We start from the raw sequence: 13,380 nt of genomic DNA, 5'->3' as shown, positions 1-13,380 counted from the left end.
TCAGCCGGCCGTCACCACCGGTACGGCGCTCACGCCGTCCTGACCGTCCGCGGCGGAAGGACCGGGTGCCGGGACCCGCGGCACCTTCAGGAAGCGGGTGGCCCACACCACGGGCAGCGCGACGACGGCGGCGACCAGCGCGACGACCGGCACCTCGCCCGTGCCGAAGGCCGCCAGGGCCCAGCCGCCGACCGCCGCGCCCGCGGCGACCCCCACGTTGGCCGCCGAGGCCCCGAGCGTGGCCGCCAGGTCGGCGCCCTCGCCGGCGAGCGAGATGACGCGCAGCTGGAAGGACGGGGTGACGCCGAACCCGACGATGCCCCAGCCGGCCAGGGCCAGCGCCACCAGCCAGGCGTTGGAGCCGAACGCCCACAGCGCCGCCATGGCCGCGATCACGACCAGGTTGCCCACCAGGAGCGTGGCGGAGGCGTTGATGTCGGCGAACCGGCCGCCCGCGAACGTACCGATGGCACTGAAGACACCGAAGATCAGCAGGAAGGCGCCCACCGCGCCGCCGGAGATGCCGGTGACGTCCTCCAGGAACGGGGTGAGGTAGGTGAAGGCGATGAACTGGGAGCCCATCAGCAGGACCGTGGCCGCCAGCATCGCCAGCACCCGGGGGTGGAAGGCGTGCCGGGCCTGCGCCCCGAGGCTGTCGCCGGTGCGGTGCTCCACCCGCGGCACGCACACCAGCGTGGCGACCAGCGCGAGCGCGCCGAGCACGACGACGCTGCCGAAGGTGGCCTGCCAGCCGAGGCCCTGGCCGATCAGGGTGCCCAGCGGCACGCCGATCACGGTGGAGACGGAGATGCCGCCGAAGACCAGGCCGACGGCCTGACCCCGGTGCTCGGGCGCCACCAGGCCGGTCGCCACGGTGGACGCCGCGCCGAGGTACAGGCCGTGGATGGCGCCGCACAGCACGCGGGCGGCCACCAGCAGGCCGAAGGAGGCGGAGAACACGGCGATCAGGTTGCCGGCGATGAAGACGGCGAGGGCGGCCCACAGCAGGGTGCGCCGGGGCAGCCGGATGGTCGCCGCGCTCACGACCGGGCCGCCGAGGGAGACGCCGAGCGCGTACGCGGTGACCAGGAGGCCGGCCGTACTGACGGAGATGTCCAGGTCGCCGGAGATCAGGCTGAGCACGCCGACGACGACGAGCTCGGCGGTCCCGATGACGAACGCGCCGAGACCCAGTGCGGCCAGCGCGAGATTGTTACGGGTCGGGGCGGGCCCGGTTCCGGTTGCGGTGCTCATACGGGAGCCCTTCTTCTTCGACTGTCTTCGACTCTTCGGGCGGGTCAGGCGTACTGGAGGTTCAGCTTCTCGATGCGTCCGTCGCGGACGTCGAACTCGTAGTTGGCCTCGAAGCCGCCGGTGCCGCCGGGGGCGAAGCGGACGAGGAGCGTGGTGCCGTTGCTCTTGGGGGTGTTCTTCAGGACGGTGAGCCTGCCGCCGATCACCTCGTTGTCCGCCCACCGGCGGATCTCGTCGTGGCCGGAGAAACGGCGTCCCACGTCGGTGAGTTCGGCGTCCGGGTGGAAGGCGGCGACCAGCGCGTCGAGGTCCTCGGCGGCCACGGCGTCGACGTAGGCCTGGGCGGCGGGGTCGACGGCATCCTTGTCGTCGGCGGCGGCCGGGGCGGACTGACGCACCCGCGAGACGGTGTCGCTGGGCGCGGGCGAGGCGGCCGCCCGGTCCCGCGTACCGCCTTCGCCGGCGCCGCTTCCGCCGCCGTCGTCGGAGCAGGCGGTCGCGCCGAGGAGCAGGGCGGCGGTGAGGACGACCGGAGGTATCACACGCTTTCTCATGACATTTCTCCCTGAGGGGGTCGGTGGTCAGGCATAGCTCATGGACACGCCGTGGATGAGCCCGTCCACGACCGTGAACGTGTAGCGGGCCCGGAACCCGGCGAGCAGTCCCGCGGGGTCGAACCGCAGCAGCACGGTCGGGCCGTTGTCGCCGGGCGTGTGACCGAGCACCGTGACCTTGCCGCCGATCACCTCGTCCGCCGCCCAGGCGCGGATGGCGTCCCGCCCCTGGAACCGGCGCCCGGTGTCGGTGACCGTGCCGTCCTCGTGGAACGCGGCGGCCAGGGCGTCCGCGTCCCCGGCGTCGACCGCGTCCACGTAGGCGCGGACGGCCGGGTCGAGGGAGGACAGGGTCTTCGGCTCGTGCGCCTGGGGCGTGGACCGCAGCGCCTCGCTCGCCGCGGCCTGTACGTAGTCGCTGCTGAACGCGGCGCCGATGCCGAAGATCAGTACGGCGGCGGTCACGATTCCCGCCGTGCGGCGCCCTCGGCCGCGGGAGGAGAGCTTCATCGTTCTTCCCTTCGTGTGTCGTGGCCGCTCACCACGGGATCCGCCGGCGCTCCCGGAAGAACCCGCCGGTGGGGCCCTCGTCCTGGAGCAGCGCCAGCCAGGTGACCGTGTCCGCCCCCTTCTCCACGCTCGTCGGCGCCCAGGAGCCGCCCATGTCGGTGCGGACCCAGCCGGGGCAGACCGCGTTGACCTTGACCGAGGGCGGCACGGCGGCGGAGACGACGAGCGTGAGCGCGTTGAGCGCGGCCTTGGTGATGCCGTACGCGGCCGGGGAAGGGACGTTGTCGGTCATCGCGCCGAGGCCGGAGGACACGTTCACGACCCGCCCGTGGCCGCGCCGGACCATGTCCGGGACGAAGGCCCGGCAGGTGCGGAACGCGCCCATCAGGTTGACGTCGACCGACCGGCTCATCGTCTCCTCGCCGAGCGAGAAGAACGACTCGGTGGGGTAGACGCCCGCGTTGTTGACGAGGGCGTCTACCTCCACGCCGTCGTGCGCCAGCCGGTCGGCGCACGCCCGCACGCTGTCGCCGTCGGTGATGTCGAGCTGCTCGAACCGTACGGCCAGGCCCTGCCGGGCGAGCCGGTCGGCCGCCGCCCGGCCGCGTGCGGGGTCGCGCGCGGCCAGGACGACGTCGAGGCCCGCCCGGCCGAGCTGACGGCAGGTCTCCAGGCCGATCCCCCGGTTGCCGCCGGTGACCAGCGCGGTGCGGATTGTGTGCGGCGCGTGGGACATGACGACGACGCTAACGGCGGCCGGTACGGCCGGGTCAACGACACCGCCGCGACAACATGAGGTCGGCCCCGGGCCGTTGAGGAGCCGGGGACGCGGATGGCCGGGGGCCCGGGTGGCGGTGGTGCGGGTGCCGGTCGGTGCCGCGGGTGCCGGTCGGTGCCGCGGGTGCCGGTGGGTCAGGGGCCGAGCAGCCGCCGGTAGACGGCGTTCACCCGGCGGGTCGCCTCCTGCCAGCTGAACCGTTCCGCCGCCCGGGCCCGGCCGGCCGCGCCCATCGCGGCAGCGCGGGCCGGATCGGCGAGCAGCCGGTTGACGGCCGCCGCCAGGTCGGAGGCGAATCGCTGCTCGTCGAGCGGCGTGCCGGTGCCGTCCCGCTTCTGTTCGATCGGAACGAGCAGCCCGGTCTCCCCGTCGGCGACGACCTCGGGGATGCCGCCGGTGGCGGTGGCGACGACCGCCGTGCCGCACGCCATGGCCTCCAGGTTGACGATGCCCATCGGTTCGTACAGCGACGGGCAGACGAACACCGTCGCGTGCGTGAGGAACTGGCGCAGCGACTCCGGGTCGAGCATGCCGTCGACGCGGACCACCCCGCCGCGCACCCGGCTCAGTTCGTCGACCAGCGCGGCCGTCTCCGCCGCGATCTCGGGGGTGTCGGGCTGCCCGCAGCACAGCACCAGTTGCGCGGCCGGGTCCAGTTCGAAGGCGGCGCGCAGCAGTTGCGGCAGCCCCTTCTGGCGGGTCACCCGGCCGACGAAGAGCACGATGGGCCGGGTCGCGTCGACGCCGTGCCGCTCCAGGGCCGCCACCCGGTGGTCGGGGCGCTGGACGGTGGTGTCGATGCCGTTGTGCACCACGTGGACGCGGTCGGGGTCGACGTCGGGGTAGACGCGCAGGATGTCGTCGCGCATCCCGCGCGACACGGCGACGACGGCGTCCGCGGCCTCGATCGCGGTGCGCTCCACCAGCGAGGACAGCGCGTACCCGCCGCCCAGTTGCTCGGCCTTCCAGGGCCGCAGCGGCTCCAGGCTGTGCATGGTCATCACATGCGGTACGCCGTGGAGGACCTGCGCCAGGCGCCCGGCCGCGTTGGCGTACCAGGTGTGGCTGTGCACCACGTCGGTGCCCTCGCAGCGGGCGGCCATCTCCACGTTCACGCCGAGGGTGCGCAGGGCCGGGTTGGCGCCCGCGAGCGACTCGGGATCCCGGTACGCGGTCACACCGGGCGCGGTACGGAGCTCCCCGAAGCAGTGCACCCGCAGGTCGACCAGCGCGCGCAGCTCCTGGGCGAGCTCCCCGACGTGGACTCCGGCGCCGCCGTAGATCTCGGGCGGGTACTCCCGGGTGAGCAGGTCGACGCGTATGGCGGGCGGGGTACGGGGTGCTGGGGAATTCATGCGTACTTCCTGACGTCGAGGGCCTGAAAGACGGTGCTGCCACGCCCCGTTCGGCGGCGCGGCGACAGCGGAGGGCCCACGGCGGCGGTACGGCGGGGCGGTCGTTCCCCCGCCGCAGTCCCCCCTGCTCCGGACGGTAGCCAATCCGGCCACCCGCACGGTGTGGCGGAGCCCGGCGGGCGGGGCCGCCCCGACGGGGTCGCCGCCGGCGGAGGGCGGACGCCGGTGCGGGGTGCCGGGCGGGTCCCCGGCGCGTGCCCGGCGCGGCGGCACCCGGCGGGGGGCGCCCAGCGGGGGGCGGCCGGCCCGGGGCATCAGGAGGCGCGTTTGCGGGGCGGGGTCTTCTTCGGGGTGGCCTTCTTCGCGGTGGTCTTCTTCTCCGCCGCCTTGCCGCTCGCGGCCGTCTTGGAGGTGGACTTGCGGGCCGGCGCCGCCTTCTTCGCGGCGGCCGACTTGGCCGTGGACTTCTTCGTACCGCTCTCCTTGGGCGCGCTGCGGGCTGCGGCGGCGGTCTTCTTGCGGCCGGACAGCTCGTGCACCTCCGCCTCCGGTCCGCCCTCCCCACGGGCCTCCCGGGCCGCCCTTACGCTGCTCTCCAGCGCCGCCATCAGGTCGATGACCTGGCCGCCGGGCCGTTCCTCCTTGGGCGCCGCGACCTCGGTTCCCTCCGCCTTCGCGGCGATCATCTCCTCCACCGCCGTCCGGTAGTCGTCGTGCAGCGATTCGATGTCGACCTCGCCGAGGGTGTCCATCAGGGCGTCCGCCAGGTCCAGTTCGGCCTCGCGGACCGTCACCGAGGTGTCCGGGGCCACGCCCTCGGGGCGGCGGATCTCGTCCGGCCACAGCAACCCGTGCATGGCGATGACGTCGTCGACGACCCGCAGCATCCCCAGCCGCTCGCGCCCGCGCAGCGCGAACTTCGCGATCGCGACCCGCTCGCTGCGCTTGAGCGCCTCCCGCAGCAGCGTGTAGGGCTTCGCGGCCGGCACGCCGTTGGCCGACAGGTAGTACGCCGTGTCGATCTGCAGCGGGTCGATCTGCGCCGCCGGGACGAACGCGACGATCTCGATCGTCTTCGCGGTCGGCAACGGCAGCGAGGCCAGGTCCTCGTCGGTGATCGGGATCATGGTCCCGTCGGCCTCTTCGTACGCCTTGCCGATCTCGTCCGACGACACCTCCTCGCCGTCCAGCTCGCACACCTTGCGGTAGCGGATCCGGCCGCCGTCCTCCGTGTGGATCTGCCGGAAGGAGATGGACCGGTTCTCGGTCGCGTTCACCAGCTTGATGGGGATGCTGACCAGACCGAATGAGATGGCGCCATTCCAGATGGACCGCACGTTTCATCCCTTTCGTCCTGATTCGTGGGATTCTCATCGTATGACGCCGATCACGGAGGTGGAGGGGCGGCGCCTGGCGCTCAGCAACCTGGAGAAGGTCATCCACCCCGCCACCGGGACCACCAAGGGCGAGATCCTGCACTACTACGCCACCGTCGCGCCCTGCCTCCTCCCCCACCTGCTGGGCCGCCCCCTGTCGTTCCTCCGCTACCCGGACGGCCCCGACGGCCAGCTGTTCTTCACCAAGAACCCGCCGCCCGGCACACCCTCCTGGGTGAAAACCGTCTCCGTCCCCCGGTCGGAGGACAAGAACGCCCGCCAGGTGCTCCTCCAGGACCTCCCGTCCCTGATGTGGGCGGCGAACCTGGTCGTGGAGCTCCACACCCCCCAGTGGCTGGCCGACGCCCCCGCCCTCGCGGACCGGCTCGTCCTCGACCTGGACCCCGGCCCGCCCGCCACCGTCGTGGAGTGCTGCGAGGTCGCGCTCTGGCTCCGGGAGCGCCTCGCGTCGGACGGTCTGGAGGCGTACGCCAAGACGTCCGGCGCCAAGGGCATGCACCTGTACGTGCCGCTGGAGCCGGCCCCCTCCGAGCGGGTCCAGGCGTACGCGAAGCAGCTCGCCGTCGAGGCCGAGGCCGAGCTCCCGGCCCTGGTCGTGCACCGGATGACCAAGGCCCTGCGGCCCGGCAAGGTCTTCGTGGACCACAGCCAGAACAACGCCGCCAAGACCACCGCCGCCCCCTACACCCTGCGCGCCCGCCGCGAACCGGCCGCCTCGGCACCGGTGACCTGGGAGGAGGTCGAGTCCTGCGGCAACCCCGGGCAGCTGGCGTTCCTCATGGCGGACATGGCCCCCCGCCTCCAGGACCACGGCGACCTGCTGGCGCCCCTGCTGGACCCGGACCGGGCCGGGCGGCTGCCGTGACGCCGGAGCCGCGCCCGAGGCCGCCCCTGAAGGTCGCCCTCGCCCGGTCGGTGGGCACGCTGCCGCGCGAGCCGGGACTCGCGTACGAACCCAAGTTCGACGGCCACCGGATGGTGGTCTTCCGGCACGACGACGGGGTGGTCCTCCAGGCCCGCTCGGGACGGATCGTCACCGCCGCGTTCCCCGATCTGGCCGCCGCCGCCCGGGACCTGCCGGACGGCACGGTGCTGGACGGCGAGGTCGTCGTCTGGCGGGAGGGGCGCATCGACTTCGCCGCCGTCCAGGGCAGGGCCGCCGCGACCGCCGGGCGGGCGCCGGGGCTCGCCGCGCGGCTGCCCGCCTCGTACGCCGCCTTCGACATCCTTGCGGCGGGCGGCACCGACCTGCGCCCCCGGCCCTACGCGGTGCGCCGGGAACGGCTGGTGGATCTGCTCGCGGACCTGGGCCCGCCGATCCAGCCCGTCCCGATGACCACCGACCCGGAGCTCGCCGCGACCTGGTACGAGACGCTGCCCGGGATCGGCGTGGAGGGGCTGGTGGTCAAGCGCCTGGACCAGCCCTACAAGGCCGGCACGCGCGCGTGGCGCAAGCTCCGGCACACCGACACCCGGGACGCGGTGGTCGTCGGCTTCACCGGGAGCCGGCAGCGGCCCGCGTCCCTGGTGCTGGTCCTGCCCGACGACGACACCCCGGTCGTCTCCAGCCCCCTGACACCCGCGCTGCGCGCCCGCGCCGGTGCCGCGCTCACCGCGCTCACCCCCGGCGCACCGGGCACCGCGACGGCCGTCGGCCTGGGGGAGGTGCCCTACCGGTCCGTGCCGCCGCACCTGACGGCGGAGGTCGCCACCGGCACGACCCGCCACACGGTGACCACCGTGCTGCGGCTGAAGGACGAGCTCTGAGCCGTGCCCGCGCCTTCCCGCGTCCGTACCCCTACGCCGCCGACCACGTCCGGCGGTCGCGGGCCGTCGCGTACAGGGAGTCCACCTCCGCCGGTTTCAGTACCCCGCCCAGACGCCCCAGGGACGGGATCTCGCCGTCCCGCAGCACCCGTACGCCGTCGAGGCCGAGCGGCACCTCCAGCCGTCCGGGACCGGCGACCGCGAGGACCGGGCGCACGCCCGTGGCCAGCACGTGCGCGGCCCGGGCGGCGGCCTGGCGCAGCCGGCGCAGGTGCGGCAGGGGCTCCGCGCGGCCGACCGCGACCACCGGATCGGCGATCCGCACCCGACGTCCGCGCGCCGCGACCGTACGCACCACGAACACCCCGGCCGGGCCGATCGCCAGGTGGTCGATCCGCGCGGCGCCCGGCAGCGGTACGCAGTGCAGGACCCGCCAGCCCGCCCCCTCCAGTCCGTCGAGCGCGTCACCGATCCGCTGCTGTGCCGCCAGCTCCGCCGGTCGCGGGTCGGAGCGCGCGAAACGGCGCCGCGGGAGGCCGTCGAGCACGCCGCGCAGGGCCTCGCCGGGACGGTTGGGGGCCAGGTCGTCGTCGGGGTGGAGGGCCAGGCGAGCCAGCTCGGAGGCGGTGGGGAGGACGGGCGGCGGCCCGACCGTGACCTCGCCGGTGACGTAGGGCGCGAGCGCGGCCAGGACGTCGTCCTCGTACGCCTCGGACAGCAGGCTGATCCGGCCGCCGTCCGGGTCGTACCAGGCGATGCTCCGGCCGTCCGGCAGGCTGACCCACAGCCGGTCCCGGCCTCCCTGGCCGGCCGGTGTGACGCGCAGTGCGCTCATGCCCCATCACCCCCACGCCCATGGGAACAGCCGCACCGCGCGGGAGCAAGACAAGGAGCCCGACGGGGCGGAGGAAGAGGCCGCGCGGGGGCGGGAGAACGGGCCCTACGAGGACGGAAGGAGGGGCCTTACGAGGACGGGAGGCGGGCAGGAGCCTGGTGGGCGACCGTGCCGGAGCGTGTCCGATTGCCGGGGCATCGCCATCGGCGGTGTGGTGCACTATTGCCCCCAAGTGCAGTGTTTCGCGGGGAGGGACGGCATGTTCACGGGGATCGACGAGGTCGACTGGGCCTCGCTGGGTCATGCCTACGGTCCGGCCGACGACGTGCCCGGCCTGCTGCGCGGGCTCGCGTCTCCCGATCCGGTGGAGCGGGAGGTCGCGCTCGACGGCATGTACGGGACGGTGCACCACCAGGGCGACGTGTACGACTCGACGCTCGCCTGCATCCCCTTCCTGCTGGAACTGGTGGCCCGGCCGGAGGTCCAGGACCGCGGCTGCGTCATCGAGCTGCTGACCAGCATCGGCGGTATCGACCTGGGCGGCGACGACGAGCTGGACGATCTCGACCCGGAGGACGAGGAGTTCGAGGACGCGGCGAACTACGCGATGGCGGCCGCCGCCGTCGCCGCCGGCGCGGACGTGTTCCTCGCGCTCGTCGGGGACGCCGACCGGGAGGTGCGCCTCGCGGCACCGGGTGCGCTCGCCTCGCTGCACCGGGACCCCGCGCGGGTGCTGATCCTGCTGCGCGAGCGGCTGACCACCGAGACGGACACCGAGGTGCGGCTCGCGCTGGTGGAGGCCGTTGGCCGGATCGCCCTGCGGTACGAGTCGCTGCGGGACGAGATCGCCGACTGGCTCGGCTGGCTCACCGACGCCGCCCAGGACCCGGCCCTGCGCCTGTCCGCCCTCGCCCAACTGGCCCGGTGCGCCCCCGCCCGGCTGCCCCGGGACGTCGTGGTGACGGTGACGGAACTGCTGCGCCGGCTGCGGGAGGCACCGGGGCGGCGCGGCGGCCGGCCGGCGCCGCTGGGCGGCCTGGAGGACCTGGCCGCCGTGGCGTGCCGCCCGGACCTCACCGACCTGGCCGTCCTCGCGGAACTGACCGAGCCGCCGGACGCGGCCGAGCTGCGGCCCGGCTCGCCCATCCTGGTGGGCCGGGTACGGGAGTTGCGCGAGGAGCAGCGGGCCGGGCGCGGCTCGGCGTGGGCCGACGACCTGCTGCGGACCCTGCACAGCGCCCTGGACGACCGGGTGGAGGACCGGATCGCGCTGGTCACCGCCCAGCTGCGCAGCCCCGACCGGGACCAGCGGGCGGACGCGGTGTGGATGTGCGGTGGCCTGGTGCGTACGTGGCGGGGGGCGTACGACGAGGTGGTGCGGCTCGTCGGGGCGCAGCTGGGCGACCCGGAGCCCCGGCTGCGCGAGGCCGCCGTGAGCTGGCTTGAGGGCCTGTTCGAGGTGGCCCGCCCGGCGGCGGACGCGCTGGCGGCCAGGGTGGCGGCCGACCCGGTCCCCTGGGCGCCGGAGCGGACGGGCGGCCGGGCGGGGAAGGGCAGCGCGCTGCTCGCCCTCACCCGTACCGGTGACGCCCGGGCGGTGCCGGCGCTGGCCCGCGCCCTGGAGCAGCCGGGCCTGGACGGCCGGCTCGGCTACGCGATCACCCATTTGGGTGAGGCCGGTGCCCCGCTGGTGCCCGCGCTGCGGCGCCGGCTCGGCGGGCTGCCGCTGGACGAGGGGCTCGGCGAGGAGGCCGGCCCGCTGCTGCGGGCGCTGGCGCGCCTGGGTGCCTCGGAGGCGCTGCCGGAGGTGCTGCGGGTGCTGCGCGGGGCGCCCGCGTTCCGCCGGGAGTGGGTGGTGGAGTCGTCGCTGCGGGCGCTGGCCGCGTTCGGGCCGGCGGCGGGCGGGGCGGCGGGTGACCTGCGGGCGCTGCTGGACGACCGGTCGGTGGCGGTGGCGACGTCGGCGGCCCGTGCGCTGTGGGCGGTGGCGGGCGACGCCGGTGCCGTACTGCCCCGGCTGCGTGGCCTGCTGCTGGCGCCGGACGCGGCGCACCGGCGGGAGGCGGCCAGGGCGGTGGGCGCGATCGGCCGGGCGGCCGGGGCGGCGGTTCCGGAGCTGCGGGCGTGCCTGGCGGCGCCCGGGGTGTGGCTGCGGGTGGACGCGGCCGTGGCGCTGTGCCGGGCGACCGGCGACGTGCGGGAGGCCGGGCCGGTGCTGGTGGGAGCATGGAGGGAGAACCGGCACACGCGCGTGGAGATCGCCGGGTGCCTCGCGGAGCTGGGGTGCGTACCGGCGGAGGCGGCCCCGCTGCTGCGGGCGGAGCTGTCCCGCGCGCGTCGGCACAACGTGTCGGAGGGCTCGTCGGGTGACCACGACGTCCACCAGGACGAGAAGCTGCTGGCGCTGTGCCGGCGGGCGCTGGGCCACTCCCGGGAGGAGAACACCGCATGATCATCTTCGGGACGAAGGGGTACCTCCGGCAGCTGGCGGTGCTCACGCTGGTGTGCGGGCGGTGCGGCAACCCCGCGGCGCACGCGCTGCGGAAGAGGACCACCAAGTTCACGCTGTTCTTCGTGCCGCTCTTCCCGGTGTCCACGTCGTACACGACGCAGTGCTCGTTCTGCGGCGCGGAGCAGCGGGTGGCGCGGGACCAGGCCGACCGGATGCTGTCGGGCGGCTCGCGCGTGCGGTGACGCGGGGGTGCGGTGACGCGGGTGCCGTGACGCGGGTGATGTGCCGCGGGTGGGCGACGACCTGGCCGGGTCGACAAAAGGGACTTCCGTCCGCATAAGGTTGACGGGACGACCAGCCGCCGGCCTCCGGCGCCGCACAGACGGGAGCACCGTGAGACCGCACCGCCCGGCCGTGTACGCGGCTGTGCTGCCCTGCGCGGCCGTGACCGCGCTGTTGCTGGCGGGATGCGGCGACGCGGGCGAGCTGCGGAGCGCCGGCCCCACACCGACGGCCGTAGGCCCGGTCCGGCTGTGGCCCGACATGCCGCCGGTCACGGCGCCGCCGTACGACTACGGCGAGAGCGACAGCGCGCGAGTGCCCGGCGTCAGTGCCCCCGGCGACGACGTCCACCGGGTCGACCCGGTGGACGTCGTGCGGGCCGAGGTGGCCGCGCACCCGGACGAGTACAGCGGCCCCGACGGGATGTACGAGGAGACGGCGGGGCGTATCCGCGCGTGCCGGACCGAGCCGAGGCGGTGCCCGGTGATGACGCCGTACTACCGGGACCTCACCGGGGACGGCAAGGACGAGCTGGTCGTCGGCATCCGCATGCCCGACCAACAGACCGGCCTGCGCGTGTACATGCCCGAGAAGGGCGGCCTGACCCGGATCATGTCGACCGTCGACCAGGTCGTGGGCGTGCAGCTCGCGGGCGTGCAGCTCGCGGGCCGGAACCTGGTCGTACGGGTGGTCTCGGCGGGCATCCCGGGCTACGAGTACCGCACCGCGTGGTCCTGGGACGCCCAGCAGCGGACGCTGCTCCCGACGCGGGACGAGATCGTCCGCGTGAAGCCGGTGCCGCCGGGGCGGAGCAGCCCTTCCCCCTCGGGCGGTGCGTGATGCGGCGCCCCCGGCCGCCGGCCTGGATGGCGACCCTGACGTGGAAGGCCGGGGTCTTCATCACGGTGATGTGCTGCGCGCTGGCCGCCCTGCTGGGCGCGCTGGTGCACGTGTCGGTCACCCGGCAGACGGTGGACACGGCACGGGAGAAGGCGCTGGACCGCCTGGAGGAGGTGACGCACGCGTACGAGGCGGGCGAGCCGTTGCCGCCGTACGCGGGCGTCGATCCGGACGGCCTGCCGTCCGCGCTGCGGGCGACGGCGGTCCGGGGGGAGCGCGGCACGGTGGTCGCCGACGACCCGGCGGGGCGGCCCGCCATGTGGGCGGCGGGCCCCGCCGACGGCCGGGCGCTGGCGGTGCGGGTGGACTACTCGTTGAGCGCGGGCACCATCAGCGGGCTGGACAAGGCGATCGTGGGCTCCTCCGTCCTGGCCATCGGGGCGACGCTGCTGGTCGGCTCGTTCGCGGTGACCCGGGTGACCCGGCGGCTGCACCTGACGGCGCAGGTGGCGCGGCGGATCAGCGCGGGCGACCTGGACGCGCGTGTCAACGACCGCCGTACATGGGACCCGGCGCGCCCGGAGGACGAGGTGGCGACGGTGTCGGGCGCCCTGGACACGATGGCGTCCAGCCTCCAGGGCAAGCTGCTGAGCGAGCAGCGCTTCACGGCGGACGTGGCGCACGAGTTGCGTACGCCGCTGACCGGGCTGTCGGCGGCGGCCGAGCTGCTGCCGCCCGGGCGGCCCGCGGAGCTGGTGCGGGACCGGGTGAAGGCGATGCGGGCGCTCACGGAGGACCTGCTGGAGATCTCGCGCCTGGACACGCGTACCGAGAAGGTCGACCTGGACGTGTACGAGCTCGGCCCGCTGGCGCGGCGGGTGGTGCGGGCGTCGGGCACGGACACGGAGGTGCGGATCGTGCGGGACGCCCGGGTCGAGACGGACAAGCGGCGCTTGGAGCGGGTGCTGGGCAACCTGGTGGCCAACGCCCACAAGCACGGCCGGGCGCCGGTCACCCTGACGGTGGACGGCCCGGTGCTGACGGTCCGCGACCACGGGCCGGGGTACCCGGAGTACCTCCTGGAGCACGGCCCGCAGCGGTTCCGTACGGAGAGCGGCAGCAAGGGCCACGGCCTGGGCCTGACCATCGCGGCGGGCCAGGCGTCGGTCATCGGCGCGGAGCTCCGCTTCGGCAACGCACCCGGCGGCGGCGCGGAGGCCCGCCTGACGCTGGCCGAGTACCGGGACGACCCGGATCCCGGCGGGCCCGCCCCCGTCGCGCCCGGCCACGTCTGACGCGCCCCGGCGTGTCCGGCGGCGCGGCGCCCCTCCGGGCGGACGGTGGGTGGGGCACGGG

At 75.0% G+C, this 13,380-nt stretch carries 13 protein-coding genes; 6 read left to right on the top strand and 7 right to left on the bottom strand.

What is annotated here, in order from left to right; all coding sequences use genetic code 11:
* The 6 genes from AC07DW_RS13775 to ku all read right to left on the bottom strand — a co-directional run bounded on the left by AC07DW_RS13775 (position 1) and on the right by ku (position 5,788).
* The gene (locus AC07DW_RS13775; RefSeq protein ID WP_478857842.1) at positions 1–1,254 is read right to left on the bottom strand and encodes an MFS transporter; all 1,254 of its coding nucleotides are present in this window, start codon (positions 1,252–1,254) and stop codon (positions 1–3) included.
* A gap of 44 nt (positions 1,255–1,298) precedes the next feature.
* Positions 1,299–1,808 (bottom strand): nuclear transport factor 2 family protein, encoded by a 510-nt coding sequence (locus AC07DW_RS13770; RefSeq protein ID WP_478857841.1) that lies wholly within the window; start codon positions 1,806–1,808, stop codon positions 1,299–1,301.
* A 27-nt stretch (positions 1,809–1,835) separates the two neighbouring features.
* Positions 1,836–2,318 (bottom strand): nuclear transport factor 2 family protein, encoded by a 483-nt coding sequence (locus AC07DW_RS13765; RefSeq protein ID WP_478857840.1) that lies wholly within the window; start codon positions 2,316–2,318, stop codon positions 1,836–1,838.
* A gap of 28 nt (positions 2,319–2,346) precedes the next feature.
* Positions 2,347–3,054, bottom strand: coding sequence for an SDR family oxidoreductase (locus AC07DW_RS13760; RefSeq protein WP_478857839.1), 708 nt, complete (start codon positions 3,052–3,054; stop codon positions 2,347–2,349).
* Between the two features lie 176 nt (positions 3,055–3,230).
* A complete protein-coding gene (glgA, locus tag AC07DW_RS13755) occupies positions 3,231–4,451 on the bottom strand; it encodes a glycogen synthase (protein ID WP_478857838.1) in 1,221 nt (406 codons plus the stop codon).
* A 314-nt stretch (positions 4,452–4,765) separates the two neighbouring features.
* Complete coding sequence (gene ku / locus AC07DW_RS13750; RefSeq protein ID WP_478857837.1) at positions 4,766–5,788, bottom strand: non-homologous end joining protein Ku; 1,023 nt, start codon at positions 5,786–5,788, stop codon at positions 4,766–4,768.
* A 40-nt stretch (positions 5,789–5,828) separates the two neighbouring features.
* Between ku and ligD the strand changes: the two genes are divergently transcribed.
* Together ligD and AC07DW_RS13740 are read left to right on the top strand one after the other, a co-directional pair.
* Positions 5,829–6,713 carry a non-homologous end-joining DNA ligase gene (gene ligD, locus AC07DW_RS13745; protein ID WP_478857836.1) on the top strand — a complete coding sequence of 295 codons (885 nt, stop codon included), beginning with the start codon at positions 5,829–5,831 and terminating at the stop codon, positions 6,711–6,713.
* Positions 6,710–7,615, top strand: a complete 906-nt coding sequence (locus AC07DW_RS13740; protein ID WP_478857835.1) for an ATP-dependent DNA ligase — start codon at positions 6,710–6,712, stop codon at positions 7,613–7,615. Before ligD ends, AC07DW_RS13740 begins: the two co-directional genes overlap by 4 nt.
* Before the next feature lie 31 nt (positions 7,616–7,646).
* Here AC07DW_RS13740 and AC07DW_RS13735 read toward each other — a convergent pair whose 3' ends face one another.
* Positions 7,647–8,450 carry a nuclease-related domain-containing protein gene (locus AC07DW_RS13735; protein WP_478857834.1) on the bottom strand — a complete coding sequence of 268 codons (804 nt, stop codon included), beginning with the start codon at positions 8,448–8,450 and terminating at the stop codon, positions 7,647–7,649.
* 259 nt (positions 8,451–8,709) lie between these two features.
* Between AC07DW_RS13735 and AC07DW_RS13730 the strand changes: the two genes are divergently transcribed.
* The 4 genes from AC07DW_RS13730 to AC07DW_RS13715 all read left to right on the top strand — a co-directional run bounded on the left by AC07DW_RS13730 (position 8,710) and on the right by AC07DW_RS13715 (position 13,319).
* Positions 8,710–10,902, top strand: a complete 2,193-nt coding sequence (locus AC07DW_RS13730; protein ID WP_478857833.1) for a PBS lyase — start codon at positions 8,710–8,712, stop codon at positions 10,900–10,902.
* Complete coding sequence (locus AC07DW_RS13725) at positions 10,899–11,144, top strand: zinc-ribbon domain-containing protein (RefSeq protein ID WP_478857832.1); 246 nt, start codon at positions 10,899–10,901, stop codon at positions 11,142–11,144. Before AC07DW_RS13730 ends, AC07DW_RS13725 begins: the two co-directional genes overlap by 4 nt.
* Positions 11,145–11,295: 151 nt before the next feature.
* On the top strand, positions 11,296–12,024 hold the full coding sequence (locus AC07DW_RS13720) for a hypothetical protein (RefSeq protein WP_478857831.1): 729 nt from the start codon (positions 11,296–11,298) through the stop codon (positions 12,022–12,024).
* A complete protein-coding gene (locus tag AC07DW_RS13715; RefSeq protein ID WP_478857830.1) occupies positions 12,024–13,319 on the top strand; it encodes an ATP-binding protein in 1,296 nt (431 codons plus the stop codon). Before AC07DW_RS13720 ends, AC07DW_RS13715 begins: the two co-directional genes overlap by 1 nt.
* The last annotated feature ends 61 nt before the right edge of the window (positions 13,320–13,380 follow it).

This window comes from Streptomyces sp. NPDC045701, assembly GCF_056432045.1.
The sequence above is the reverse complement of the archived record's forward strand: the minus strand, read 5'-3'. Positions and strand labels throughout refer to the sequence as shown.

What these genes read in the sequence shown, in the direction of transcription:
- AC07DW_RS13775 (WP_478857842.1), bottom strand. Translation starts at nt 1,254, where the DNA reads ATGAGCACCGCAACCGGAACCGGGCCCGCCCCGACCCGTAACAATCTC.
- AC07DW_RS13770 (WP_478857841.1), bottom strand. Translation starts at nt 1,808, where the DNA reads ATGAGAAAGCGTGTGATACCTCCGGTCGTCCTCACCGCCGCCCTGCTC.
- AC07DW_RS13765 (WP_478857840.1), bottom strand. Translation starts at nt 2,318, where the DNA reads ATGAAGCTCTCCTCCCGCGGCCGAGGGCGCCGCACGGCGGGAATCGTG.
- AC07DW_RS13760 (WP_478857839.1), bottom strand. Translation starts at nt 3,054, where the DNA reads ATGTCCCACGCGCCGCACACAATCCGCACCGCGCTGGTCACCGGCGGC.
- glgA (WP_478857838.1), bottom strand. Translation starts at nt 4,451, where the DNA reads ATGAATTCCCCAGCACCCCGTACCCCGCCCGCCATACGCGTCGACCTG.
- ligD (WP_478857836.1), top strand. Translation starts at nt 5,829, where the DNA reads ATGACGCCGATCACGGAGGTGGAGGGGCGGCGCCTGGCGCTCAGCAAC.
- AC07DW_RS13735 (WP_478857834.1), bottom strand. Translation starts at nt 8,450, where the DNA reads ATGAGCGCACTGCGCGTCACACCGGCCGGCCAGGGAGGCCGGGACCGG.
- AC07DW_RS13730 (WP_478857833.1), top strand. Translation starts at nt 8,710, where the DNA reads ATGTTCACGGGGATCGACGAGGTCGACTGGGCCTCGCTGGGTCATGCC.
- AC07DW_RS13725 (WP_478857832.1), top strand. Translation starts at nt 10,899, where the DNA reads ATGATCATCTTCGGGACGAAGGGGTACCTCCGGCAGCTGGCGGTGCTC.
- AC07DW_RS13715 (WP_478857830.1), top strand. Translation starts at nt 12,024, where the DNA reads ATGCGGCGCCCCCGGCCGCCGGCCTGGATGGCGACCCTGACGTGGAAG.